This window comes from uncultured Albimonas sp. (genome assembly GCF_963977235.1).
Taxonomy (GTDB): domain Bacteria; phylum Pseudomonadota; class Alphaproteobacteria; order Rhodobacterales; family Rhodobacteraceae; genus Albimonas.
Window position 1 is genome coordinate 67050 of the sequence record NZ_CAXBOD010000007.1, and the last position, 25113, is coordinate 92162.

General features: G+C 70.7%; 24 protein-coding genes, 1 tRNA gene and 2 pseudogenes. 21 read left to right on the plus strand and 6 right to left on the minus strand.

Going from position 1 to position 25113, the window contains the following annotated elements; translation table 11 throughout:
* Positions 1 to 5: 5 nt before the first annotated feature.
* Positions 6 to 959, plus strand: coding sequence for a protein translocase subunit SecF (secF, locus tag AAC134_RS06595; protein ID WP_339948276.1), 954 nt, complete (start codon positions 6 to 8; stop codon positions 957 to 959).
* 25 nt (positions 960 to 984) lie between these two features.
* The gene (locus tag AAC134_RS06600; RefSeq protein WP_339948277.1) at positions 985 to 2190 is read left to right on the plus strand and encodes a glycosyltransferase family 4 protein; all 1206 of its coding nucleotides are present in this window, start codon (positions 985 to 987) and stop codon (positions 2188 to 2190) included.
* A gap of 76 nt (positions 2191 to 2266) precedes the next feature.
* On the opposite strand, the gene AAC134_RS06605 is transcribed toward AAC134_RS06600, so the two are convergent.
* A complete protein-coding gene (locus AAC134_RS06605) occupies positions 2267 to 3469 on the minus strand; it encodes a pyridoxal phosphate-dependent aminotransferase (protein ID WP_339948278.1) in 1203 nt (400 codons plus the stop codon).
* Positions 3470 to 3580: 111 nt separating this feature from the next.
* Positions 3581 to 4489, minus strand: coding sequence for a DMT family transporter (locus AAC134_RS06610; protein ID WP_339948279.1), 909 nt, complete (start codon positions 4487 to 4489; stop codon positions 3581 to 3583).
* 276 nt (positions 4490 to 4765) lie between these two features.
* Between AAC134_RS06610 and AAC134_RS06615 the strand changes: the two genes are divergently transcribed.
* The 6 genes and pseudogenes from AAC134_RS06615 to AAC134_RS06640 all read left to right on the plus strand — a co-directional run bounded on the left by AAC134_RS06615 (position 4766) and on the right by AAC134_RS06640 (position 8143).
* Positions 4766 to 5146 (plus strand): helix-turn-helix transcriptional regulator, encoded by a 381-nt coding sequence (locus tag AAC134_RS06615; RefSeq protein WP_339948280.1) that lies wholly within the window; start codon positions 4766 to 4768, stop codon positions 5144 to 5146.
* Between the two features lie 111 nt (positions 5147 to 5257).
* Positions 5258 to 6181 carry an ROK family protein gene (locus tag AAC134_RS06620; protein WP_339948281.1) on the plus strand — a complete coding sequence of 308 codons (924 nt, stop codon included), beginning with the start codon at positions 5258 to 5260 and terminating at the stop codon, positions 6179 to 6181.
* Positions 6178 to 6447, plus strand: a complete 270-nt coding sequence (locus AAC134_RS06625; RefSeq protein WP_339948282.1) for a succinate dehydrogenase assembly factor 2 — start codon at positions 6178 to 6180, stop codon at positions 6445 to 6447. The genes AAC134_RS06620 and AAC134_RS06625 overlap by 4 nt, the downstream gene beginning before the upstream one ends.
* 248 nt (positions 6448 to 6695) lie before the next feature.
* Positions 6696 to 7157 (plus strand): winged helix DNA-binding protein, encoded by a 462-nt coding sequence (locus tag AAC134_RS06630; RefSeq protein WP_339948319.1) that lies wholly within the window; start codon positions 6696 to 6698, stop codon positions 7155 to 7157.
* A 609-nt stretch (positions 7158 to 7766) separates the two neighbouring features.
* Positions 7767 to 8006 (plus strand): annotated as a pseudogene (locus AAC134_RS06635) (hypothetical protein); the annotation flags it as partial.
* Positions 8003 to 8143 (plus strand): hypothetical protein, encoded by a 141-nt coding sequence (locus AAC134_RS06640; RefSeq protein ID WP_339948283.1) that lies wholly within the window; start codon positions 8003 to 8005, stop codon positions 8141 to 8143. The pseudogene AAC134_RS06635 and the gene AAC134_RS06640, both read left to right, overlap by 4 nt.
* Before the next feature lie 151 nt (positions 8144 to 8294).
* On the opposite strand, the gene AAC134_RS06645 is transcribed toward AAC134_RS06640, so the two are convergent.
* Positions 8295 to 9224: an ABC transporter substrate binding protein gene (locus AAC134_RS06645; protein ID WP_339948284.1), complete on the minus strand. Its 930-nt coding sequence runs from the start codon at positions 9222 to 9224 to the stop codon at positions 8295 to 8297.
* A 212-nt stretch (positions 9225 to 9436) separates the two neighbouring features.
* On the opposite strand from AAC134_RS06645, the gene AAC134_RS06650 reads away from it, so the two are divergent.
* Positions 9437 to 12007 carry a methyl-accepting chemotaxis protein gene (locus tag AAC134_RS06650; protein ID WP_339948285.1) on the plus strand — a complete coding sequence of 857 codons (2571 nt, stop codon included), beginning with the start codon at positions 9437 to 9439 and terminating at the stop codon, positions 12005 to 12007.
* 156 nt (positions 12008 to 12163) lie between these two features.
* Here the strand turns inward: AAC134_RS06650 and AAC134_RS06655 are convergent.
* A pseudogene (locus AAC134_RS06655) lies at positions 12164 to 13351 on the minus strand (IS3 family transposase).
* 160 nt (positions 13352 to 13511) lie between these two features.
* On the opposite strand from AAC134_RS06655, the gene AAC134_RS06660 reads away from it, so the two are divergent.
* Positions 13512 to 13793, plus strand: coding sequence for a hypothetical protein (locus tag AAC134_RS06660; RefSeq protein ID WP_339948286.1), 282 nt, complete (start codon positions 13512 to 13514; stop codon positions 13791 to 13793).
* Between the two features lie 229 nt (positions 13794 to 14022).
* On the opposite strand, the gene AAC134_RS06665 is transcribed toward AAC134_RS06660, so the two are convergent.
* Positions 14023 to 15432, minus strand: a complete 1410-nt coding sequence (locus AAC134_RS06665; protein ID WP_339948287.1) for a dipeptidase — start codon at positions 15430 to 15432, stop codon at positions 14023 to 14025.
* Positions 15433 to 15580: 148 nt separating this feature from the next.
* Positions 15581 to 16021 carry a TerB family tellurite resistance protein gene (locus AAC134_RS06670; RefSeq protein ID WP_339948288.1) on the minus strand — a complete coding sequence of 147 codons (441 nt, stop codon included), beginning with the start codon at positions 16019 to 16021 and terminating at the stop codon, positions 15581 to 15583.
* 198 nt (positions 16022 to 16219) lie between these two features.
* Here AAC134_RS06670 and AAC134_RS06675 point away from each other — a divergent pair.
* The 11 genes from AAC134_RS06675 to nuoG all read left to right on the plus strand — a co-directional run bounded on the left by AAC134_RS06675 (position 16220) and on the right by nuoG (position 25110).
* A tRNA-Asp gene (locus AAC134_RS06675) sits at positions 16220 to 16296 on the plus strand.
* Positions 16297 to 16763: 467 nt separating this feature from the next.
* Positions 16764 to 17129 (plus strand): NADH-quinone oxidoreductase subunit A, encoded by a 366-nt coding sequence (locus tag AAC134_RS06680; RefSeq protein ID WP_339948289.1) that lies wholly within the window; start codon positions 16764 to 16766, stop codon positions 17127 to 17129.
* Positions 17120 to 17728, plus strand: coding sequence for an NADH-quinone oxidoreductase subunit B family protein (locus AAC134_RS06685; protein ID WP_339948290.1), 609 nt, complete (start codon positions 17120 to 17122; stop codon positions 17726 to 17728). Before AAC134_RS06680 ends, AAC134_RS06685 begins: the two co-directional genes overlap by 10 nt.
* A 43-nt stretch (positions 17729 to 17771) precedes the next feature.
* A complete protein-coding gene (locus AAC134_RS06690; RefSeq protein WP_339948291.1) occupies positions 17772 to 18377 on the plus strand; it encodes an NADH-quinone oxidoreductase subunit C in 606 nt (201 codons plus the stop codon).
* Positions 18377 to 18586, plus strand: coding sequence for a hypothetical protein (locus AAC134_RS06695; protein WP_339948292.1), 210 nt, complete (start codon positions 18377 to 18379; stop codon positions 18584 to 18586). The genes AAC134_RS06690 and AAC134_RS06695 overlap by 1 nt, the downstream gene beginning before the upstream one ends.
* Before the next feature lies 1 nt (position 18587).
* Entirely contained in the window at positions 18588 to 19793 is a 1206-nt protein-coding gene (locus AAC134_RS06700) for an NADH-quinone oxidoreductase subunit D (RefSeq protein ID WP_339948293.1), read from the plus strand.
* 91 nt (positions 19794 to 19884) lie between these two features.
* Positions 19885 to 21015: an NADH-quinone oxidoreductase subunit NuoE gene (gene nuoE, locus AAC134_RS06705; RefSeq protein ID WP_339948294.1), complete on the plus strand. Its 1131-nt coding sequence runs from the start codon at positions 19885 to 19887 to the stop codon at positions 21013 to 21015.
* 57 nt (positions 21016 to 21072) lie between these two features.
* A complete protein-coding gene (locus AAC134_RS06710) occupies positions 21073 to 21294 on the plus strand; it encodes a DUF5337 family protein (protein WP_339948295.1) in 222 nt (73 codons plus the stop codon).
* Positions 21295 to 21299: 5 nt separating this feature from the next.
* Positions 21300 to 22592, plus strand: coding sequence for an NADH-quinone oxidoreductase subunit NuoF (gene nuoF, locus AAC134_RS06715; protein ID WP_339948296.1), 1293 nt, complete (start codon positions 21300 to 21302; stop codon positions 22590 to 22592).
* Positions 22592 to 23095: a DUF3291 domain-containing protein gene (locus AAC134_RS06720; protein WP_339948320.1), complete on the plus strand. Its 504-nt coding sequence runs from the start codon at positions 22592 to 22594 to the stop codon at positions 23093 to 23095. Before nuoF ends, AAC134_RS06720 begins: the two co-directional genes overlap by 1 nt.
* Positions 23092 to 25110 carry an NADH-quinone oxidoreductase subunit NuoG gene (gene nuoG / locus AAC134_RS06725; RefSeq protein ID WP_339948297.1) on the plus strand — a complete coding sequence of 673 codons (2019 nt, stop codon included), beginning with the start codon at positions 23092 to 23094 and terminating at the stop codon, positions 25108 to 25110. Before AAC134_RS06720 ends, nuoG begins: the two co-directional genes overlap by 4 nt.
* Positions 25111 to 25113 lie beyond the last annotated feature (3 nt).

A 25113-nucleotide genomic window follows, 5' to 3' on the forward strand; every position in this document is an offset into this window, starting at 1 on the left:
GAGCAATGCGCCTCAAGCTGGTTCCCCAGGAGACGTCCTTCGACTTCATGTCGCTGGGCAAGTGGGCCGCGGGCCTGTCGGTGGCGGGCATCCTCGCCTCGCTGGTGCTGGTCGTGGTCATGGGCCTGAACTTCGGCATCGACTTCCGCGGCGGCACGATGATCGAGGCCCGCACCCAGGGGCCCGCCGACATCGGCGCGATCCGCGCCACCGCCTCCGACCTCGGCTATGGCGAGGTGCAGGTGCAGGAGTTCGGCCAGCCCTCGGACGTGCTGCTGCGCATCGGCACGGTCGAGGGCGACGGCGACGCGCAGATGGCCGTGGTCGGCGAGATGCAGAAGGCGCTCTCGGCCGCGTTCGAGGGGATCGAGTTCCGACGCGTCGAGGTGGTCGGCCCCAAGGTCTCGGGCGAGCTGATCGTGGACGGCGCGCTCGCGCTGGGCCTCGCGATCTGCGCGATCCTGATCTACATCTGGCTGCGGTTCGAGTGGCAGTTCGCGCTGGGCGCGGTGATCGCGCTTTTGCACGACGTGCTGCTGACGGTGGGTCTGTTCTCGGTGATGCAGCTCGAGTTCAACCTCTCGATCATCGCGGCGCTGCTGACCATCGTGGGCTACTCGCTCAACGACACGGTGATCGTCTTCGACCGGGTGCGCGAGAACCTGCGCAAGTACAAGCAGATGCCGCTGGCGGGGATCCTCAACCTCTCGATCAACGAGACGCTGAGCCGGACGGTGATGACTTCGGGCACCACGCTGCTGGCGCTGGTGGCGCTCTATGTCCTGGGCGGGGAGGTGATCCGCGGCTTCACCTTCGCGATGATCTGGGGCGTGGTGGTGGGCACCTACTCCTCGATCTTCATCGCGGCGTTCTTCCTGCTGAAGCTCGGCGTGAAGCGCGACTGGTCCAAGCCCGAGGCGGACGCCAAGGCCGGCACCCAGTTCGGCGCGCAGGTCTGAGGGCGCCGTTGGGGAGGGTCCGGCGATGCTGCTCGGCCTGACCAGTCCGGCCTGGCCGGGCGCGGACACCCCCAACGGCATCGTCACCGCGGTCGCCAACCTGCGCGCGGGGCTCGAGGCGACGGGCCACGGGGCGGTGGTGATCTCGGGCCGGCGCGAGCCCGGCTCGGACGCCGTGCCGCTGCCGCCCCACCCGCCCGAGCGCTTGCTCAAGCGTCTCCTGCGGCGGCTTGAGCCGGCCGAGGCGTTCTTTGCGCGCGACGGCGTCCGCCTCGCCCGGCTGGGCGAGGAGCTGGTGCGCGCCCGCGGCGTCCGCGGTTTTCTGATGGAAGAGACCTACGGCTGGGCCGGCGTGGCGCAGGCGGGCCTGTCGGTTCCCGTGATCACCGTGCTGCACGGCCCGTGGGACATCCACCAAGGGCTCTCCGGCCTGGCGCCGACCGAGGCCGACCGCCAGCGCATCCGCCTCGAGGCCGAAGGCCTGCGCCGCAGCGGCGGCGTCGCCGCGCCCTCGCGCGACGTGCTCGACCGGATGATCGCGCGCGCCGAGGTCCCCGACGAGACGCCGCGCGCGATGATCCCCAACGCGATCGTCGCCGGGCCCCGGATCGACTTCGACAGCCTCGACGCGCGCGAGCGGCGCAGCCTGCTGTTCGTGGGTCGGTTCGACCGCCACAAGGGCGGCGACGTGGCGCTGGAGGCGTTTGCGCGGCTGATCGCCGGCGGCGCGGACGCCTGGCTGACCTTCGTCGGCCCGGATCGCGGGGTGGAGACGCCCGGCCTCGGGCGCCGCTCGCTGGCCGAGGCGCTTGCCGCGCTGCCCGCCGAGACCCGGGCGCGCATCGACGTGCGGGGCCAGCTTGCGCGCGAGGAGGTGGCCCGCCTGCGTCTTCGCCACGCGCTCACAGTCGTTCCCTCGCGCTACGAGACCTTCGGCTACACGGTGCTCGAGGCGATGGCGGCTGGCTCGCCGCTGGTAGCCTCCCGCGTGGGCGCAATCCCCTCAATCGTGGACGACGGGCGCTCCGGCGTGCTGACGCCGCCAGGGGATGCCGCCGCGCTGGCCGCCGCCTGCCAGACGCTGCTGGACGACCCGGCTCGCATGCGCCGCATCGGCGAGGCCGCCCGCCAGGAGGCGCTGCGCGTCTACGCGCCCGAGACGGTCGCCCGGCAGACGGTCGCCTTCGTGGAGGAATGCGCCGAGGCGCTGGCGCGGCGCCGCCGGGGCTGACGCCCGCCACGCGCCCCAAGACGCAACGGAGCGGCCCGAGGGCCGCTCCGGTCGGTTCCGACGATGCGCCCGACGCTTACTTCAGCGCGCCGCAGAAGCGGCGGATGCGGTTGCAGGCCTCGGTCAGGGACTCGTCGGAGGTCGCGTAGGAGGCGCGGAAGCAGGGGCCGGCGCCGAAGGCCGAGCCGTGGACCACCGCCACGCCCTCGGTCTCGAGCAGCTCGGTCACGAAGTCCTCGTCGCTCTCCAGCACCTTGCCCGAGGGGGCGGTCTTGCCCATGCAGCCCGCGACCGAGGGGTAGACGTAGAACGCGCCCTCGGGCTCGGGGCACACGATCCCCTCGCACTGGTTCAGCGCCGCCACCACCAGGTCCCGGCGGCGCTGGAAGGCCACCCGGCTCTCGTCGATATAGTCCTGCGGCCCGGTCAGCGCGGCGAGCGCGGCATGCTGGGAGATCGAGCAGGGGTTCGAGGTCGACTGCGACTGGATCTTGGCCATCGCCTTGATCAGCGCCTCCGGCCCGCCGGCATAACCGATCCGCCAGCCGGTCATCGCATAGGCCTTGGAGACGCCGTTGCAGGTCAGCGTGCGCTCATAGAGGCCGGGCTCGACCTGCGCGGGCGAGACGAAGACGAAGGGCGGGTAGACGATATGCTCGTACATGTCGTCGGTCATCACCCAGACGTGGTCGTGCCTCATCAGCACGTCGGTCAGCGCCTTGAGCTCGTCATGGGTGTAGCCCGCGCCCGAGGGGTTGGAGGGCGAGTTGAAGATCAGCCACTTGGTCTTCGGCGTGATCGCCGCCTCGAGCTGCTCGGGCGTCATCTTGAAGTGGGTGTCGATCGTAGTCTCGATCGGCTTGGGCTCGCCGCCGGCCAGCAGCACCATGTCGGGGTAGCTGACCCAGTAGGGCGCGGGGATCAGCACCTCGTCGCCCGGGTTCAGGGTCGCCATCAGGGCATTGTAGAGCACCTGCTTGCCGCCCGTGGACACGGTGATCTGGGAGGGGGCGTAGCTCAGGCCGTTCTCGCGCTCGAACTTCTCGCAGATCGCCTGCTTCAGCTCGGGGATGCCGTCGACCGCGGTGTACTTGGTCTCGCCGCGATCGATCGCGGCCTTGGCGGCGTCCTTGATGTGCTGGGGCGTGTCGAAGTCGGGCTCGCCGGCGCCGAGGCCGATGACGTCCTTGCCCGCGGCCTTCAGCTCCCGCGCCTTGTTGGTCACGGCGATGGTGGCGGAGGGCTTCACGCGGGCGAGGCTGTCGGCGAGAAAGGCCATGTGGGTGCTCCCGGGTGTTGAATTCGCCCCTCGTTGGGGCGTCGGTCTGATAGGCCCGGAGGCGCGCGGGGGCAAGCGGAAGCCGGCGTTTCCGGCCTCCGGAGAGCGATTTCAGCCGATTTCGGCGCCGCGTCGGCGACGAAGCCGCCTCAGCAGCCGACCGTCGATCACCGCGAGACCCGAGGCGATCAGACCGAGGCCGAGGTAGGCGTGCGCGGGCAGCGTCTCGTCCAGCAGCAGCCAGCCCAGGAGAATCGCCGCAGGCGGCGTCACCAGCGTCACCAGCAGCGCGTTGGCCGCGCCCGCGTTGGCGATCAGCCGCCAGTAGATGACATAGGCGAGCCCGGTTCCCGCGATCCCGTAGAAGGCCACCGCCGCCCAGACGCCGGGCGACAGGTCCAGCGGCGGCGGCCCCTCGAACCACAGCGTCAGCGGGATCATGGTGAGAAAGGCCATCGTGCACATCCCCGCCGCCGAGGCGATGGGCGAGGGCCCGCCCAGCGTCAGCCGCGCCCAGGTCGAGGCGAAGGCGTAGCTCAGCGCGCCGCCCAGCACCGCCATCTGGCCCAGACTGCGCGGATCGAGGCCCGACAGCGCCTCGACCCCGGTGATCGCGGCGACCCCGGCCACCCCCAGCGCCACCCCCACGGCGCGCCGCGCGGTCAGCCGCTCGTCGCGCAGCAGGGCCGCGGCGACCAGCGCCCCGAACACGGCTGCCGAGGCGTTGAGGATCGAGGTCAGACCGCTCTCGATGCTCTGTTGCCCCCAGGCCATCAGCGAAAACGGGATCACGTTGTTCAGGACGCCCATCACCGCGCAGGCGCCCCAGAAGCGCCAGGTCATCGGGGCCCGCGCGCCGATCAGCGCCACCGCCCCCCACAGCACCGCCGCCCCCAGCCCGGTGCGCCACAGCACCGCCTGGAAGGGCCCCATCTCCCGGATCGCCACGGCGACCATGGTGAACGAGGCGCCCCAGATCACGCCCAGCAGCATCATCTCCGCCCAGGCCCGGTCGCTCATCCGCATCGTCGTCTCCTCCCGCCGGTCGCCGTCTCTCGACGGTCTTGTCGCGCCGCGAGGCGCGCCCGGCGACCCGGATCCTGCGCCAGGGGCGGGCGGCTGTCGAGCCGGCTTGTCGACCGGCCGGCAGGCAGGCGCGCCCACCCCCCCCCTCCCTTCCCGCCGCCGCTTTCGCGCCTCAGGTGGTCGGGGGGAGCGCGGGTGCGACCTTCGGTCCGGTGCAGACTGCGGCCAAGGGGGCCGAGTCTCCCGCTCTCCGGAGGGGAAGGAATTCAGATGACGGACGACGACTATTACAGCGACGAGGCCGCCACCTTCGGCGACCGGCTGGCCGCCGCGCGCGAGGCGCTGGGGCTGAGCCAGGCGCAGCTCGCCTCGCGCTCGGGCGTGCGCCTCTCGACCATCCAGAACTGGGAGGGGGACCGCTCCGAGCCGCGGGCGAACAAGCTGCAGATGATCGCGGGGATCCTCAACGTCTCGATGATCTGGCTGCTGACCGGGCAGGGCGAGGGCGGCGTCTCGCCCGACGAGAACGCCGACGGCGAGCTCAAGGGCGTGCTGGCCGAGATGCGCGAGATCCGGGTGGCTCAGAGCCGCCTGCTCGACCGTCTCGCCCGGCTGGAAAAGCGCATCCGCGAGAGCGGCAAGACCGGCTGAGCCGGGCGCGGCCGCCGCGGCCTTGCCTGCGGCGGCGGGCTCGGCTACCGCTCGGGACCGTTCCACTGGGGACGGGCCGGCCGCCACCGGCCGGGGGCAGGGAGGCCGCGCATGCGCATCGGGATCGACTTCGGCGGAACCAAGATCGAGGGCCTGGCGCTGGACCCCGCGGGGGCCGAGCTCGCCCGTCTGCGCGCGCCCACGCCCCGCCAGGACTACGCCGGCACCGTGCGCGCCATCGCCGATCTCGTCGCCGCGCTCGAGGCCGGGACGGGCCAGCGGGCGCCCGGCATCGGCATCGGAATCCCCGGCTCACTGTCCCCCAGGGACGGCACGGTCCGCAACGGCAACGCCACCTGGCTGCTCGGAAAACCCTTCGACCGCGACCTGGCCGACGCCATCGGCCGCCCGGTGCGCATCGAGAACGACGCCAACTGCTTCGCCCTGTCCGAGGCGGTGGACGGCGCCGGGGCCGACGGCCGCGTGGTCTTCGGCACGATCAACGGCACCGGCGTCGGCGGCGGCCTGGTGATCGACCGCCGCCCCTGGGGCGGGCGCAACGGCATCGCCGGCGAATGGGGCCACGTGCCCCTTCCCTGGGCGCGCGAAGACGAGTTTCCCGGCCCCAAGTGCTGGTGCGGGCGGCGCAACTGCCTCGAGGTCTGGATCTCGGGCCCCGGGCTCGAGGCGGACTTCGCCCGTGCGGTCGGCGCCGGGGAGGGCGACGGGCCTTCGGCCCGCGACCTCGTGGACATGGAGATCGCCGGTGACCCCGACGCGCAGGCCGCTTTCGACCGCCTCTACGACCGCTGGGGCCGGGCGCTGGCGCTGCTGGCCGGCATGGTCGACCCCGACGTGATCGTGCTGGGCGGGGGCCTGTCGAACCTGCCTGACGCGCCCGCCCGCGCGCGGGCCGCGATGCTGCCCTACGTCTTCTCGGACGTGGTCGAGACCGACGTGCGCCGGGCCGTGCATGGCGACAGCTCGGGCGTGCGCGGCGCAGCCTGGCTGTGGAACGAGGAGGATCCGCGATGAACCCCGAGACCGCGACCCCGGAGGCGCGCCTGCGCCGGCTGAAGATTCGCGGCTGGCGACGCGGGACCAAGGAGATGGACATGATCCTGGGCCCCTACGCCGACGCCCTGCTCGAGGGGCGCGAGCGCGCCGACCTCGACGCGCTCGAGGCGCTGATGGACGAGAACGACCAGGACCTCTACCTCTGGGTCTCGCGCGCGCGCGAGGCGCCGGCCGAGCATGAGCCGGCGCTGGCCGAAGTGCGCAGGTTCCACGGCCTGGCCTGAGGACCAGAGCCCGGAGGCGGGGCCCCGGCGCGAAGACGCGGCAGGCCCGGAATATCGGGCCCGCCGTGAAGTCGACGCGTCCCGCTCATGCTGCGTTAACCTCATGTTTCGCTTTTGCTCTCAATTTCCCCTCGAAGGTTCACTTCGGGGAGAGTCGAGCGATGGCCAAGGCGGCTCAGGCGACCAAGTCCATGACAGGCGTCGGATCCGGCGGCGCGATGCGGGGGGAGGCCTCGGCGCCCGACCCGATGGCGTACCGGGAATGCTACCTTGACCTCCTGGCGAAGGTGGAGCGTCTGCACCGCCTGCTCCTCGACGTGGTCAAGGATGAGTTCGAGCGGCTGGGTCTGCTGGACATCAACGCGGTGCAGGCGCTGCTGCTGTTCAACATCGGCGACGCCGAGGTGACGGCGGGCGAGCTGAAGACGCGGGGCTACTACCAGGGCTCCAACGTCTCCTACAATCTCAAGAAGCTGGTCGAGGCAGGCTACCTCCACCATGAGCGGTCCGAGGTCGACCGCCGCTCGGTGCGCATCCGCCTGACCGACCGCGGCCGCTTCATCCACGACACGGTGTCCGAGCTGTTCAACCGCCACGCCGCCGCGCTCGCGGACGACGCCATGGCCGGCCAGACCCGCCTCCCCGACGCCAACGCCACGCTCACCCGCGTCGAGCGCTTCTGGATGGACCATATCCGCTACATTTATTGAGAGCCCAGGGCGGGCGCGCCGCCACCGCGCCAAGGCTCTCAAGAGGGCGCCAGGCCGAGCGACTGGAGGCGGCGTTCGCCTTCCCGAGTGTCAGGACCGCGTGCACGGCGCCTCCAGACGTCTGCGCCTCTCGGTTCCGCACCTGGGGGCGGGGCTCCATGCCGCCCGGGTCGAGGCCCGCGACGCTGCTCGCGGCGTCCTGACGCGATCCCGCCACGCATTGGCCTCCATCGAACCGGTCTTCGTCGACGGCGGCAACGTCGGGCGACAGGTCGGTTGAGCGCAGGACGAAGCCCATCTCCCTCGCGACGTGTCCGACGCCCCTGCGAACAAGCGGCTTGGTCGTCATTCGCCGCCGACGAGCGTGCCTCGATGAGGGAGTGACGCCGCCGCGTCCGGCACGACGAGCGGATCCCCTGCCTCGCCCGCGCCCCGATCACCCTCACCGCTCATCGCCACCCTCGACAGGTGGCGATGAGCGGCCGTCTCGAACGCGCTCGGATCGCCACTGCAGCCCCTCGGCGCATGAGAGGCCGAGCCAGACAGATCGACACGTCAGAATGACCGTCCCTAGGTTGCCCTCGCCGATGCCGGCTCCGTTGAAACGTGGGGATCGAGGCCGTGACGGCGGCTCGGGCCGGGGCGTTCGCGGAGGGCGTCCGCTCGGCCGACGTGAGCCTCGAGATCCTGGCCCGCCCACAGACCTTGCCGGCGCGAGCCGGGGCCGCCGGCCATGATCATGGCCTCGGAGGCGTTTCGCCAGGGGGCGCGCCTTCGGCACGACGCCTCGCCCGGGAACCGGTCGCCGATTGCGCCCGCTGTGACAGCCTCTGGAAGGCCGCCCGATGATGGACCGCACCGAGAGCCCGGCCACCCTGGGAGCTTTGAAGCCCGTCGCGCTTCGAGCGCGCATTCCACGCGACGGCATGAAGAGGGGCCGCGACGAGATCGTCCCACCCGTGCCGAAGGCGAGCGAGCGGCGCTGATCACCGGCAGCCAGATGCCCGACTATCGCTGCTGCGCACGTTTGATGACGGCGGACGAGCCGCCCGCGCCGGTTCTGCTGACGGACATGGCATATGCCAGGATCGGATCCCGGCTTCAGACGTTGAGCAACAGGATCGCGCTTGGGCCCTCTCAGCCTCCGACGCTCTCCGAGATGGCCAGCAACTGGCGAGGCGCATGCAGGCCCAGGCGCGTCATGGTCGCCGGATTGATGACCAGCACCGGTTCGGCGTCGCGCCCGATCGGCGTCATGGCGATCGGCTGACCGTCGCGCAGCACCGCCACGACCTGCTCGGCCAGCATCCGGCCGAGCTTGTGATCGCTCGCCGACATGCTGGCCAGCGCGCCCATCTCCACCGGCTTCTGGTTCAACGAGAAGATCGGCCGATCGCCCGCGGCCTCGAGCGCTTCGGCGAACAGCGCCGGGTCGTCGTAGAGCGGCGCCTGGTTGCCGATCAGGAAAGCCTCGGCCTTCGAGGCGCGGATCGCCGGCGCCAGGTCCCTGGCGGCGGACAGCTCGGTCGAGGCGCAGGAGATGAAGACGGCCACGCAGGCCTCGGCCACGCCCTCCGAGTCGATCGGCGCGGCGGGATGCCCGGCCTGGGTGAACAGCTCCCAGGTCAGGGCCTGCGGCGCGAGGGCCACGAAGATCTCCATCACCGTGGCATGGTCGAGAAAGTAGGTGACGCCGGTCACGTTGCCCTCGGGCGCATCCATGTTCAGCACAGAGCCCAGGGTCGGCGGATGGTTCCCGCCGGCGATGAACGTCGGCACGGTGGTCCGGTTCGCGGCCAGCCACTGGGAGGCGTTGGACCGCACCAGGATCAGGCCGTCATGACGCAGGGACATCGACTCCACCGTGCGGGCGAGCGCGTCTTCGTCGGCGAGCCCGGCGCGCGTCTCGATCGTCATCTCGGGCGCGATCTCGCGCATGCGTTCGTTGAAGCCGGCCAGGGTCCGCTCGGCCTGGCCCGACTGACCGATGTAGGCCACGCCGACGCTCGCGGCCGAACAGACCGCCGCGGGCAGCGCCATTAGCATGGCGAGCAGAATCAGGCGCATCGAGGCTCTCCCGGAAGATCATCGTTGCGCTCGAAGATGATCGACCGAGGTTTCCCGAAGATGAACCCGGAGATTCATTTCGGCTTAAGGCGCGGCCCTTATCGAGCTCTCCTGCTGGCGATCCGTGCGCCATGTCGGGCAACGCAGTGAGGGAGAAGCTCCAGATGCTGAGTCGAATGCGCATCGGGTCGAGGATTGGCGGAGGCTTCGCCGTGCTCGTCGTTCTCGTTGCCGCGATCGGCGTCGTGGGATGGCTGACCGCCAGCACAACGTCCCGCGGAGTCGAGCGTCTGCGTCACCTCAACGAAGCCCGCGACAAGGTCGACGCGGCCGCGACCGCGGCCGCGATCTATGCCGCACGTCCGACCCAACAGGCGCGCGCCGACGCGCGCAGCGCCATCGCCGCGCTGGACGGCGTGGACGACGGCGCCGGCGCGACGGCGGACCGACGCATGGCGCTCGATCAGCTCAAGGCCCGCGTCGACGCGCTGGTCGCGGTCGACGAGACGACGGCCGCAGGCGAGACGCGGATGGCGGCCCTGGTCGACGCGACCTCGAGCCAGCTGCGCGACCTGGCGACCGAGCTGACCGGCCAGGCCGCCGAGGCGGCGCGCACGGTGGGCGAGATCGAACTCCAGGAGACCGAGATCCAGGCGCGGATCCAGGCGGCCGAGGCGCTGTCCCGGGCCGCGATCCTGTTCCAGCGCGACGCGAATCGCTTTGCCGTCACGCGAGAACCGAGGGACCTGGAGGCGCTGGAGGCCTCGCGCGACGCGCTCGCCGCGGCGATCGTGGAGGTCTCGCAGGCGGCCGGCGAAGCGCTGGGCGAGGCGCGGCGCGACCGGTTGCAGCTGACCGCGCGGATGGTCGCCGGGGTGCTCGGCCAGTGGCTGGTGCTGAGCGAGGATCCCGACGCGCCGCCCGCGCGCGTGGTCGCGGCCGAGGTGCGACTGCTGCACGGCGCCGGCGTGATCGCGCGAATCTCCGACGAGCTCCTGGCCCTGCAGCGCGACGCGGCGTCCGAGGCCGCAGCCCGTTCGCGTCCGCTCACGGCCTCGGCGCAGGAGGCCATCGCACGGGCGCGCGACCTGGAACGCATCGCCGCGGATCTCGCGCGTCTGCAGCGGGACGCAAGCCTGTTCCTGTCGACCCGCGACCCTGCGACAGCCGCGCCGCTCGCCGCCCGCGCGGGCGAGATCGCCTCCGGGGTCCGGGGGCTGGGCGACGCCGGCGCCGACGCGATCGCGGCGGAGCTGGAGACCTTCGACGACCTGACCGGCGCGATGGCCCGAGGCTTTGAGGCGCGCGCGACCACTGAGGCCGAGCTCGCCGCCAGCGCCCAGGCGCTGCGCGAGGCGGCGGCGACGAGCCTGGAGCGCGAACGATCCGACATCGTCGAGGCGGGCCAGCGCGCGATGATGGTCCAGCTTCTTGCAGGCGTGCTGGGGGTGATTCTCGGGCTTTCCATGGGCGCGGCGGTCGCCCGGTCGATCACCGTCCAGATGCGCAGCCTGAGCGGCGAGATGAAGGCCCTGGCGGCCGGCGAACTGGGTCGTCCGCTGCCCGACTACCCCGCCAGCACCGAGCCCGGCGAGATGTCCGCGGCGCTGGTCGTGTTCCAGAGGAACGCGCAGGAGGTGAGCCGGCTCGACGCCGAGGCCGCTCGCGAGCGGGATCAGGCGGCCCGGGCGCGCGAGGACATGATGGCGCGCCTCGAGAGCGCCTTCGGCCAGATCGTGGATCGCGCCGTCGACGGCGATTTCGAAGGCCGCGTCGCCGAGCGCTTCGACGATCGCCAGCTCAACAGGCTGGCGGAGGGGCTCAATCGCTTGCTGGACACGGTGCAGGTGGGTCTTCGCGAAACCATCCAGGTGCTGGGCGGCTTGTCCCAGGGCGACCTCACCCGGCGGATGAAGGGCGACTTCCGCGGCGCGTTCCACGAGCTGAAGGTCAACGTCGACCAGACCCTCGAACACCTGTCGACCATCGTGAACGCCATCCGCGACGCCGGCGAGGGGATCGCGATGGACACCAACGCGATTTCACAGGGCGCCGAGGACATGTCGATGCGCGCCACCGCCCAGGCCGCGACGCTCGAGGAGACTTCGGCCACCATGGAGGAGATGTCGGCGACAGTGCAGACCAACGCCGCCACCGCCGCGCACATGGCCGAAGCCGCGAGCCGATCCTCGGCGCGCGCCCAGCAAGGCGAGAAGGTCGTTTCCCGCACGGCGGAGGCGATGACCAAGATCGACCGAAACGCCGGCGAGATCGGCGCCTTCGCTTCGCTGATCGACTCGATCGCCTTCCAGACCAACCTCCTGGCCCTGAACGCCGCGGTCGAGGCGGCTCGCGCCGGCGAGGCCGGAAAGGGGTTCGCGGTCGTGGCCAAGGAGGTCCGGGACCTGGCCCATCGCGCCTCGGTCGCCTCGACCGACATCCGCGACGTGATCGAGAAGAGCGGCGCCGACGTCCGGGAGGGCGTGAATCTTGTCGGCGAGACCGGGGTCTTGCTCAAGGAACTGACTGCGGCTGCGGTGGACTTCGCCGAGTCGACCCGCAACATCGACGGCGCCAGCCGCGAACAGGCCGGCGGCGTGCAGCAGATCACCGACGCCGTGGCGCACATGGACGAGACCACGCAGCGAAGCTCGGCTCTGGCCGAGGAGAACGCCCGCGCCGCAGCAAGGCTCGCCGAGCGGGCGCGCGAACTGCAAACACAGCTGGACTTCTTCAAGGTCGGCGGGCGGACGGAATCCCGGCCCGCGAGGCGCGTCGCATGACATCCCCCATGGAAGCGCAAGGAGGGTCATGTCTGCTCTGAGCCCCTGCTCCGGACCGCCAGAGATTGGAGTTTCCCGGACTGTGCGCCGAACCCTGCTCAGACCTCTGAGGACGGGACGCTCGAAGCTGAAAATCCGGCGCCGCGCCGCCCCGCCTCATCCAGACGGAACCGGAATCCGAGGCTGATCTGACGGCTTCTGGCCGTCGGCTTCAAGCTCGCCCCGGAGGCGGCGGGCATGGTCATCGGGAGTGAGCCAGCCCAGCCTCGAATGCGGACGGCAGGCGTTGAAGTCGCGCCGCCAGGCTTCGAGGATCAGACGGGCGTTGCGGATGGAGCGGAACAGCGTCTCGTTGAGACGCTCGTCCCTGAGCGGCCCGTTGAAGCTTTCGGCGAAGGCGTTTCGGACCGGCTTTCCCGGGGGGATGTATTCCCAGGCCACGCCCCGGTCGACCGCCCGGGCGAGGATCGCGTTCGAGGCGAAGTCGGTTCGGGTGTCGCTGACGATGGCCGTCGGGCGGCCTCGATGAGCGGCGATGGCATCCAGCTCCTGCGCGACCCTGACGCCCGAGAGCGAGGTGTCGGGAACCAGCGCCAGGCATTCGCGGGGGCAGTCGTCGACGACCCCCGGCAGCCGGAACCGCCGCCCGTCGGTCATCTGATCATGCGACGCTCGTCCAGCGATCAACGGGCGTTCGGCACATCGGGGACAGCCATGGAGGCGCGGGTCCCCTGGGCCCTCGTCCGGTCGCCGCGACGGCGGACATGAAGCTTCTCTTCGACGTCGATGCGCTGAACGCGCTTGCGGTTCATCGCGACGCCCTCCCGCCGCAGCAGCACGTGCAGGCGGCGACAGCCGAAGCGTCGTCGTTCCTGCGCCAGCTCTCTCAGCCGGGCCCTCAGGTCGCCGTCTTACGGCCGTATGGCTTCACCGCGCAGGCTCGACCGATCGGGGCCGATCACCCGGAACGCCGACGCTCGCTCATCCCGGGGGCCTCCACCAGATGTGCGACCGCGCCGCGTCTGGCGGCGAGCGTCACCATTTTCGCGAGAGCAGGTCGTTCAGACCTGCATTGTCCAGCATCGCGTCGGCCAGCAGCCGCTTGGGGCGGGCGGTCTCGTCCTCGAGGCCCTTCGGCTTCTTCGCATCATTCGGCGGGGCGTCCTTCCACTGGAAGGCCGCCTGATCCGCCTCACCCTCCAGCCCGCCGAACCGCGCCTTCCACGCGCAGAACGTCGCCGAAGACATCCCGTGCTTCCGGCACAGGTCGGCCACCGCGGCTCCGGCCTGATGCGCCTTCGGCACGCCGATCATCTGCTCCTCGCCGAACCTGCTTCGCTTCATATCCGAGCCCCTCTCGTGGGCCGGAGTCTGGCTCCGTTCGGAGGAGAACGCGGGGGTCACGACATGCGCCGTCGCGTCCGCTGTTGCAGGGCGGGCGGCGGGGCGGCTAGGGAAGTCTGGCACGAGGCGCGCGGCGCCTCCGCCCTGACAGGAGCCGTCCATGGGCCAGCCTCGCCCCGCCGCCGATCCGCTCGATCCTCGCGACCTGATCGCCGAGGCCTACCGGATGCCCGGCATCGACCCGGTCGCCTGTCGCGCGATCTTCTTCGACTGGGCGCTCGGGCGGAGCGAGGCCGAGGGCGACGCGGAGGCGGTTCGCGCCCTGCATGCCCGCTATGCCGCAGAGGCGCCGGAGCACCCGATGACCGCCGTGCTGGCCGAAGGCGTCGCCGCGGCGGAGACCGCAACCGCCCGCCGCAGGGGGCGCCGCCGGGGACACTGAACGCCGGGGACACTGAACGCGGGGGACGAAGCGCGCCTCGCCGGCTCGCGAGCGGTCCCGGCCTGGGAAGTTCGGCGCCATGCCCTGCGCCTGTCCCCGCGCCGGTCGAAGGCAAGGCCCCCCGCATCCGAGGCCCCGCGCCCGCCGGGAACGCGAAACGCCCCGGGAAGGTCCCGGGGCGCTCTCGGTCGCGGCCTGTGCGGGCCGCTCGGTCCCGCGATGGCGGGCCTCAGCCCTTCTCGGCCAGTTTGGCGAGGATCCGCGCCCAGGCGCGGGCGCCCTTGCGGAAGCTCTCCAGGTCGTATTTCTCGTTGGGCGAGTGGATGCGGTCGTCGTCCAGACCAAAGCCGATCAGCATCGCGGGCATGTTCAGCAGCGTCTGGAAATGCCCGGCCACGGGGATCGAGCCGCCCGAGCCGATGAAGGCCGCGGGCTTGGACCACTCATCCGACAGCGCCTCGCGCGCGGCGGCGAAGGGGGCCGTCGAGAAGTCCATCACCGTGGCGCCGGCGCCGCCGTGGGGATGCCACTCGACCGTGCAGTCCTCGGGCAGCTGGGCCTCGACGAAGGCGCGAAGCGACGCGCGGATCTTCTCGGGGTCCTGGCGGCTGACCAGGCGACAGGAGACCTTGGCGAAGGCCTCCGCGGGGATCACCGTCTTGAAGCCCTCGCCCTCGTAGCCTCCCGAAATGCCGTTGAACTCGCAGGTCGGGCGCGACCAGATCATCTCGAGGGCCGAGCGGTCCTGCTCGCCGGCGGGATGGCTCAGGCCGACCTCGCCCAGGAAGTCCTTGGCCGAGAAGGGCAGGGCCTGCCACTGGGCGCGTATCTCCTCGGGCAGCTCGTCGACGTCGTCGTAGAAGCCGGGGATCTGCACCCGGCCCTGATCGTCGTGCAGCGAGGCGAGGATGCGCGCCAGCACCCGGATCGGGTTGGCCGCGGCCGAGCCGTACATGCCCGAATGCAGGTCGCGGCTGGCGGCCTTGATCGTGATCTGCTCGCCCACCAGCCCGCGCAGCATGGTGGTGATGCCGGGCTGCATCGGCCCGAACATGCCCGTGTCGCAGATCAGGGCGATGTCGCGCGAGAGCTCCTGGGCGTTGTCCTTGAGGAAGGGGACAAGGTTCGGCGAGCCGGATTCCTCCTCGCCCTCGAACAGGATCGAGACCTTGGCGGGCAGCCTGCCATGGGCCGTCACCCAGGCGCGGCAGGCCTCGACGAAGGTCATCAGCTGGCCCTTGTCGTCCGAGGCGCCGCGCGCGCGGATCACCTTTCGTCCGTCGGGCAGGGTCTCGATCTTCGGGTCGAAGGGCTCGGAGTCCCACAGGTGCAGCGGGTCGACGGGCTGCACGTCGTAGTGGCCGTAGAACAGCAGGGTGGGGCCCTCGGCGCCGTCCTCGGCGATGGCGTCGCCATGGGCGACCACCATGGCGTGGCCGGGGGTGGGGCGAACCTCGGCCTTGAAGCCCAGGCCGTTGAGCTCTTCGGCCAGCCACTCGGCCGCGGCGGCGCAGTCGCCCTTGTAGGCCGGATCGGTCGAGATGGAGGGGAAGCGCAGCAGGTGGAACAGCCGCTCGAGCCCGGCGTCGAGATCCTGGTCGAGTTGCTCGAGCACGGCGGGAAGGGCGGGATGGGTCATCGGTGGCTCCGGCAGGAGGAGAGGCGGGGATCGCAGCGGAGCCTGCGGCGCGGCGGGGGGTTTTGCAACCGCGAGCGGGGCAGGGTCCCCGCGGCGGGTCACCCGCGCGCCCCGCGCCGGCCGGTCGCCCGCGCCCCCCGCTTGCGGGTCAGTCGCGCGCGGCGCGATGGCGGGCCAGCGCGCTGTCCTGGTCGGAGACGCCGAGCAGGGGGGCGAGCTGGCGCAGAAAGGCGTCCTCCTCGGGCGCGCGGGCGCCGTCGGCGAGCGCCACGGCCCACAGCGCCTCGATCACCTCCGTGCGGTCCTCGTAGGGGACGGCCTGCTTGAGCAGGCGGGTGAAGCGGACGGTGTCGGGGGCCTCGGCCTCGAGCGCCTCGGCCTCTTCGAGCAGGGCGAGGGCCTGCGCCTCGGGCAGGGCGTGGCGCCGGGCGAGGCGCGCCAGGATCTCGGTCCGCTCGCTCGCCTCGTACATGTCGTCGGCCCGGGCCGCGCGCACCATCAGGGCCGCGAGCGCCAGGCGCGCGTCCTCGGTGTCCAGCCGCTCGGGGGGCTCGGGCTGGGCGAAGGCGGCGAGGAGCGTGCGGAGCATGCGGGTCTCCCGTGGGGCGGCGTGAGAAGAAGCGCGCGGGCGCGCGGTCGGGGCCCATCATATGGGGCGCGGGCCGGCGGCGGAAACCCGCCGCGACGGCAGGCGGGTTTCGTCGAATTTTCCGCGCGAAGGGGTATTGACGCCCCCGGCCGGGCCGAATATCAACCGCCCACTCCCGGCGAGACCGGGACGGCGGCTGCGGTTGTAGCTCAGTTGGTTAGAGTACCGGCCTGTCACGCCGGGGGTCGCGGGTTCGAGCCCCGTCAACCGCGCCATCGCCGCCCACGCCTCCCGCGGGACCGGAACACCCGGTCCCGCGAGGACGGCGGGACCTGATCCCGGACCATGAACTTTCTTCGCGAAAGCGACCGCGTCTCGGGATCGAAACGCATTCTCAACCCCTTGGCCTGTATCGCTCCGTGTATCGCGGCGGAACAGGCGCGCGCGGGACGACTCCCGCCCCGCGCCCGGCGGCGATCTGGCGACGTTCGCGATTCTTCCGCGGCGCAGCAAATCGCCCGTATGCAGTTGCATGCGGTTGCGTGCCGTCGATTCGCGCGCGCGATCAGCCACTTGCCCTCGCGCCTGCCCCGATCTGCCGGATTCGCCGCACCAAATCCGCCGCTTTCTTCGGGCCGCCCTTTGTTGACTGCCCCGCGGCGCGGCGATAGACGTGGCGCGTCTCTGAAGGCCGAGGGCGCGCCGAGGTCGGCGCCTTCCCGGACGGCCAGCGGGAGGGCCCATGGAAGACCTGCTCCGTGAATACCTTCCGATCCTGATCTTCCTCGCTCTGGCGATCGGGCTCGGCCTGGTGCTGATCCTCGCGGCGGTCGTGCTCGCCGTGCGCAAACCGGATCCGGAGAAGATCTCGGCCTACGAATGCGGCTTCAACGCCTTCGACGACGCGCGCATGAAGTTCGACGTGCGCTTCTACCTGGTCTCGATCCTGTTCATCATCTTCGATCTCGAGGTGGCCTTCCTGTTCCCCTGGGCGGTCGCCTTCCAGGACATCGGGCTGTTCGGCTTCTGGTCGATGATGGTGTTCCTCGCGGTCCTGACCATCGGCTTCGCCTATGAGTGGAAGAAGGGAGCCCTGGAATGGGAGTGACCCCGACCGGCCAGGGGACCGAGGCCAAGACCTCCGGCCCCCAGGGCGAATACGCCCCCGCCGCCCAGGCCTCGACGTATCAGCCGGCCACCGCCGGCGCCGACAAGGACATCTTCGCGCGCAACCTGTCGGACGAGCTGGCGGACAAGGGCTTTCTGCTCACCACCGCCGACGATCTGATCAACTGGGCGCGCACCGGCTCGCTGTTCTGGATGACCTTCGGGCTCGCATGCTGCGCGGTCGAGATGATGCAGACCTCGATGCCGCGCTACGACGTCGAGCGGTTCGGCTTCGCGCCCCGCGCCTCGCCGCGCCAGTCCGACGTGATGATCGTGGCGGGCACGCTGACCAACAAGATGGCGCCGGCGCTGCGCAAGGTCTACGACCAGATGCCGGAGCCGCGCTACGTGATCTCGATGGGCTCCTGCGCCAACGGCGGGGGCTACTACCACTATTCCTACTCCGTGGTGCGCGGCTGCGACCGGGTGGTTCCGGTCGACATCTACGTCCCGGGCTGCCCGCCCACCGCCGAGGCGCTGCTCTACGGCATCCTTCAGCTGCAACGGAAGATCCGGCGCACGGGGGTGATCGCCCGCTGATCGCGGGCGGACCCCAGCCGCCGAGCCAGGAGATCCCCGAACGATGTCAGAAGCCCTCGCCGAAATCGCCGCCCTGATGGAAGCCCGGCTGCCCGAGGCGGTCGTGTCCCATTCCGTCTCGGGGGGCGAGCTCGCGGTGATCGTGGCGCTCGACAAGCTGCCCGAGGCGGTGAAGTTCCTGCGCGACGACCCGGCCTGCCAGTTCACCACGCTGATCGACATCTGCGGCGTCGACTGGCCGGCGCGCGAGCAGCGCTTCGACGTCGTCTACCACTTCCTGTCGATGCGCCAGAACCTGCGCATCCGTCTGAAGGTCCATGTGCGCGAGGACGAGATCGTCCCCTCGATCGTGACCCTGCACCCCTCGGCCAACTGGTTCGAGCGGGAGACCTTCGACATGTACGGCGTCTACTTCTCGGGCCACCCCGACCTGCGCCGGATCCTGACCGACTACGGCTTCCGCGGCCATCCGCTGCGCAAGGACTTCCCGACCACCGGCTATGTCGAGGTCCGTTACGACGAGGCCGCCAAGCGCGTGGTCTACGAACCCGTCAAGCTGACCCAGGACTACCGCCAGTTCGACTTCATGAGCCCCTGGGAAGGCGCCGAGTACATCCTGCCCGGCGACGACAAGGCGGGGGCGAAGTGATGCAGGGCGAGGCCCATTATTTCGCCTTCGGCCTCAGCGGCTGGCTGGTCTGGCTGATCGGCGCGGCCCTGGTGGTGGTTCCGTTCTGGAAGCTGCTGCCCCGCTCGGGCATGCCGTCGTGGCTGGCGCTGTTCGCGCTGTTCCCGCCGGTCTCGATCATTCTGCTGTGGGTCATGGCCTTCCGCGGCCCGGCAAGGGAGAACCTCTGACATGGACGGCTCCGATTTCCAGACGACCGAGCAGCGGATCCGCAACTTCAACCTGAACTTCGGGCCCCAGCACCCGGCCGCCCACGGCGTGCTGCGCATGGTGCTCGAGCTTGACGGCGAGATCGTCGAGCGGACGGATCCCCACATCGGCCTCCTCCATCGCGGCACCGAGAAGCTGATGGAGAGCCGCACCTACCTGCAGAACCTGCCGTATTTCGACCGGCTCGACTACGTGGCGCCGATGAACCAGGAGCACGCCTGGTGCCTGGCCATCGAGAAGCTGGTCGGCGTCGAGATCCCGCGCCGGGGCCAGCTGATCCGGGTGCTGTTCTGCGAGATCGGCCGCATCCTCAACCACCTGCTGAACGTGACCACGCAGGCCATGGACGTGGGCGCCCTGACGCCCCCGCTCTGGGGCTTCGAGGAGCGCGAGAAGCTGATGGTCTTCTATGAGCGGGCCTGCGGCGCCCGTCTGCACGCGGCCTATTTTCGCCCCGGCGGCGTCCACCAGGACCTGCCCCAGCAGCTTCTCCAGGACATCTGGGACTGGTGCGACCCGTTCCTCGAGATCGTCGACGACCTCGAGGGGCTGCTCACCGACAACCGCATCTTCAAGCAGCGCAACGTCGACATCGCCGTGATCTCCAAGGAGGAGGCGCTGGCCTGGGGGTTCTCGGGGGTGATGGTGCGCGGCTCGGGCATGGCCTGGGACCTGCGCCGGGCGCAGCCCTACGAGTGCTACGACGAGATGGAGTTCCAGATCCCTGTGGGCAAGAACGGGGACTGCTACGACCGCTATCTCTGCCGCGTCGAGGAGATGCGCGAGAGCGTGAAGATCATGCGCCAGTGCATCGAGAAGCTCGACAAGTGCAAGGGCGAGCCGGTGATGCACCGCGGCAAGCTCTCGCCGCCGTCGCGGGCCGACATGAAGACCTCGATGGAAGCGCTGATCCATCACTTCAAGCTGTATACCGAGGGGTTCCACGTCCCCGCGGGCGAAGTCTACGCCGCGGTCGAGGCGCCCAAGGGCGAATTCGGCGTCTACCTGGTCTCGGACGGCGGCAACAAGCCCTACCGCGCCAAGCTGCGCGCGCCGGGCTATCCGCACCTCGCCGCGATGGACCACATCTGCAAGGGCCACCAGCTGGCCGACGTCTCGGCCATCCTCGGCTCGCTCGACATCGTGTTCGGGGAGGTCGACCGATGAGCGTCGCCTCCCGCCAGCCGGAACCGGGTCGGGCCGCGCACGGGCGCCTCGGCGTCTGCGTAACTGAAATCGCCACCACGGAAATTCACTGATGCTGCGCCGCCTGCACCACGAACAGCCCGAGAGCTTCGCCTTCACCGAGGCGAACCTGGAATGGGCGAAGACGCAGATCGCCAAGTACCCCGAAGGGCGTCAGGCCTCGGCCGTGATCCCGCTCCTGTGGCGCGCCCAGGAGCAGGAGGGCTGGATCTCCCGTCCGATCATCGAGACGGTCGCAAAGATGCTGGGGCTCGCCAACATCCGGGTTCTGGAAGTGGCGTCCTTCTACTTCATGTTCCAGATGTCCCCGGTTGGCCGCTACAACGTGCAGGTCTGCGGCACCACGACCTGCATGATCTGCGGCGCCGAGGATCTGATCTCGGTGTGCAAGGAGAAGATCGGCCCCAAGGCGCATACGCCCTACCGCGAGGGGATGTTCTCGTGGGAGGAGGTCGAGTGCCTCGGCGCCTGCGCCAACGCCCCCATGGTCCAGATCGGCAAGGACTTCTACGAGGACCTGACCACCGAGCGTTTCGCCGAGATCCTCGACGAGCTCGCCGCCGGCCGCGTCCCCACGCCGGGCCCCCAGGGCGGGCGCTACGCCTCCGAGCCCAAGGGCGGGCTGACCTCGCTGATCATCCCGCAGGGGGAGGACCGCAACAGCCGCAACGCCTCGGTGCAGCTCGCCGTGGCGCTCGAGGACGGGCAGACCCGCATCCAGGGGACCGAGCCGGTGGCCGACGCCTCGATGATCAACTCCGACATGGCCTCGCCCGCGCCGGAGAAGGCGCAGGACGCGCCCCAGCGCAGCGCCCCCCCGCCGCAGCCCGAACCCGGCTCCGAGCATCATCATGAGGATCGCCCCGAAGGCTCGGAGGAGCTCGAGGCGATGCAGCCCCAGTCCCTCGCCGAGGCGGTCGAGGGCAAGCCCGACGACCTGCAGCGGATCCCGGGCATCGGCCCGGCGATCGAGACCCGGCTGAACGAGAACGGGGTGTTCCACTTCAGCCAGATCGCCCAGTGGAGCGACGCCGAGGTGGCCTGGGTCGAGCGGGAGATCCCCGGCGCCGCGGGCCGCCCGACGCGCGACGACTGGCGCGCGGCGGCCGCCAGGCTGGCGGAGGAAGAGGTGGCCGAGCGCGAGCCCGACCACAACGACACCCATGGCGAGAGCCGGGACTGACGGGCCCGGGCTCAGACGCAGGACAGGATCTGGGACGGGGCGAAAGAGGTGACGCGCGTGGCCGAACAGCCGGAACGGGACAGGGCGCAGACGCGGCTGGCGAGCATCGTCATCGCCGCGGCGATGCTGCTGTGGCTCGGGCTGAGCCTGCTGGGCGGCGAGCTGGGCCTGGCGCCCCGCTTCGCCATCCTGCTCGACATGCTGTGTCTGGCTGCGCTCGGCTGGGCGCTGCTGACCCTGTTTCTGGTCTGGCGCCGTCAGCGCGCCGATAAGGAGTGACGCAAATGCTGCGGGACGAAGACCGGATCTTCACGAACATCTACGGGATGCGCGACCGCACGCTGAAGGGCGCGCAGGCTCGCGGCTGCTGGGACGGCACGGCGGACATCCTCGCCCGGGGCCGCGACGCGATCATCGACGAGATGAAGAAGTCCGGCCTGCGCGGCCGCGGCGGCGCGGGCTTCCCCACCGGGCTGAAGTGGTCCTTCATGCCCAAGGAATCCGACGGCCGCCCGCACTACCTGGTGGTCAACGCCGACGAATCCGAGCCCGCGACCTGCAAGGATCGCGAGATCATGCGCCACGATCCGCACACCCTGATCGAGGGCTGCGTGATCGCCGGCTTCGCGATGAGCGCGCACGCCGCCTACATCTACATCCGCGGCGAGTTCATCCGTGAGCGCGAGGCGCTGCAGTCGGCCATCGACGAGTGCTACGACGCCGGCCTGCTCGGCCCCGACGCCCACGGCTGGGGCTTTGACGTCTACGTCCACCACGGCGCCGGCGCCTATATCTGCGGCGAGGAGACCGCGCTGCTCGAGAGCCTCGAGGGCAAGAAGGGCATGCCGCGGCTGAAGCCGCCGTTCCCGGCGAACACCGGCCTCTACGGCTGCCCGACGACGGTGAACAACGTCGAGTCCATCGCGGTGGCCCCCACCATCCTGCGCCGCGGCGGCGAGTGGTTCGCGGGCTTCGGCCGCCAGAACAACTCCGGGACCAAGCTGTTCGGCCTGACCGGCCACGTGAACCACCCCTGCGTGGTGGAAGAGGCGATGTCGATCCCCTTCCGCGAGCTGGTCGACAAGCACGGCGGCGGCATCCGCGGCGGGTGGAAGAACCTCAAGGCGGTGATCCCCGGCGGCGCCTCCTGCCCGATCATCCCGGCCAGCCAGGCCGAGGGCGCGATCATGGACTACGACGGCATGCGGGAGCTGAAATCCAGCTTCGGCACCGCCTGCGCCATTGTCATCGACCAGCAGACCGACGTGATCAAGGCCGTCTGGCGCCTGACCAAGTTCTTCAAGCATGAGAGCTGCGGCCAGTGCACGCCCTGCCGCGAGGGCACCGGCTGGATGATGCGCGTGATGGATCGCCTGGTGACCGGCGACGCCGAGATCGAGGAGATCGACATGCTCCTCGACGTGACCAAGCAGGTCGAGGGCCACACCATCTGCGCGCTCGGCGACGCCGCCGCCTGGCCGATCCAGGGCCTGATCCGTCACTTCCGCGACGAGATCGAGGATCGGATCAAGGCCAGGAAGACCGGCCGCGTCAGCGCCGCGGTGGCCGCCGAGTGATGCAGCCCGCCGCCCATCATATCGCCGCCTTCAACCTGGGCCGGCTGCTCCATGACTGGGAGGACCCGCGGGTCGCCCCCTTCAGGGATGCGCTCGACCGGGTGAACGCGGTGGGGGAGCGCAGCGCGGGCTTCGTGTGGCGTCTCGACGACGCGGGCATGGAGCAGGCGCAGCTCGACCCCCAGGGGCCGCTGGGCGGCGATACGCGCATCGCCTCCGCCCTCTCGGTGTGGGAGAGCGTCGAGGCGCTGGAGCATTTCGTGTTCAGGACCGTGCACGGGCGCTTCTACGCCCGCGGTCCTGAGTGGTTCGAGCCGTGGGCGACCCCGCGGCTGGTGATGTGGTGGGTGCCGGTCGGCCATCGCCCCTCGGTCGAGGAGGGCGTCGCCCGTCTGCGTCGTCTCGAAGCCGAGGGCGACACGGACGAAGCGTTCGGCTGGACTCATCTGGAACAGGCGCAGCTCTGGAAATCCCGGGGCCGCGGAGCGGCGGAGGCGGCATGAGCGACCTCAAGAAAATCAGCATCGACGGCCAGGAGATCGAGGTCGACGGCGCGATGACCATCCTGCAGGCCTGTGAAGAGGCCGGGGTGGAGATCCCGCGCTTCTGCTATCACGAGCGCCTGTCGATCGCCGGCAACTGCCGCATGTGCCTCGTGGAGGTGAAGGGCGGCCCGCCCAAGCCCGCCGCCTCCTGCGCCATGCAGGTGCGCGACCTGCGCCCGGGGCCGGAAGGCCAGGCGCCGGAGGTGTTCACCAACACGCCGATGGTCAAGAAGGCCCGCGAAGGGGTGATGGAGTTCCTGCTCATCAACCACCCCCTCGACTGTCCGATCTGCGACCAGGGCGGCGAGTGCGACCTGCAGGACCAGGCGATGGCCTACGGCGTCGACTTCTCCCGCTACCGCGAGCCCAAGCGCGCGGCGGTCGACATGGACCTCGGCCCGCTGGTCGGCACCTGCATGACCCGCTGCATCTCGTGCACCCGCTGCGTGCGCTTCATCACCGAGGTCGCGGGCGTCCCCGAGATGGGCCAGACCGGCCGCGGCGAGGACAGCGAGATCACCAATTACCTCGCCCAGACCCTGACCTCGGAACTGCAGGGCAACGTCATCGACCTGTGCCCGGTCGGCGCGCTGACCTCCAAGCCCTACGCCTTCACCGCCCGTCCGTGGGAGCTGAAGAAGACCGAGACCATCGACGTGATGGACGGGCTCGGCTCCAACATCCGGGTCGACGTGCGCGGGCGCGAGGTGATGCGGATCCTGCCCCGCAACCATGACGGAGTGAACGAGGAGTGGCTCGCCGACCGCTCCCGCTTCGTGTGGGACGGGCTGCGCCGCCAGCGCCTCGACCGGCCCTTCGTGCGCGTGGACGGCAAGCTGAAGCCCGCCACCTGGACCGAAGCGTTCGAGGCGATCGCAGCGGCCGCCAGGGACAAGACCGTCGCGGGCCTGGTCGGCGACCTCGCCTCCACCGAGTCCGCCTTCGCGCTGAAGTCGCTGGTCGAGAGCCTGGGCGGGGTGGTCGAGAGCCGCCTGAACGGCGCCATGCTGCCCGCCGACAACCGCGCGGCCTACGCCGGCACCGCGACCATCGAGGATCTGGAGACCGCGGACCGCATCCTGCTGGTGGGCGTCGACCCGCGCGGCGAGGCGCCGGTGCTGAACGCGCGCATCCGCAAGGCCTGGCTGAACGGCGCCACCATCGGGCGGATCGGCGCGCGCAACGACCTGACCTACGACGTCCATCACGCCGGAGAGGGCAAGGCCGCCCTGACCGAGATCCTCGAGATGGACAACGCCGAGGAGAACCACGCCCTGAACACGGTCGTGGTGGTCGGGCAGGGCGCGCTCGCCCGCGCCGACGGGCTCTCGATCCTGGCGATGGCGCAGGAGATCTGCGCGAAGACCCAGAGCGGCCTGCTGATCCTGCACACGGCGGCCAGCCGCGTCGGCGCGCTCGACCTTGGCTGCGTCGCCGAGGGCGGGGTGCAGGCGGCGCTCAAGGCCGACGTGGTCTTCAACCTCGGCGCCGACGAGGGCGACATCCCCGCCGGCCCCTTCGTGGTCTACCAGGGCAGCCACGGCGACCGCGGCGCGCATCGCGCCGACGTGATCCTGCCCGGCGCCGCCTGGACCGAGGAGTCCGGGATCTTCGTGAACATGGAAGGCCGTCCGCAGATGGCCAACCGCTGCGGCTTCCCCCCGGGCGACGCGCGCGAGAACTGGGCGATCCTGCGCGCCCTCTCGGCGACGCTCGGCAAGACGCTGCCCTTCGACAGCCTCTCGGCGCTGCGCGCCAAGATGTTCGAGGCGGTCCCCCACCTGGGCCTGATCGACGAGGTGCCCGTCAACGAGGGCCCGGCGCTTCCCGCCGGGGACATCGACGACGCGGCCTTCATCGCCCCGGTCGCGGACCATTACCTGACCAACCCGATCCAGCGCGCCTCCACCGTCATGGCCGAGCTCTCCCGGCTCAAGGCGGACCGTGAAGCGCAGCCGATGGCCGCGGAGTGAACG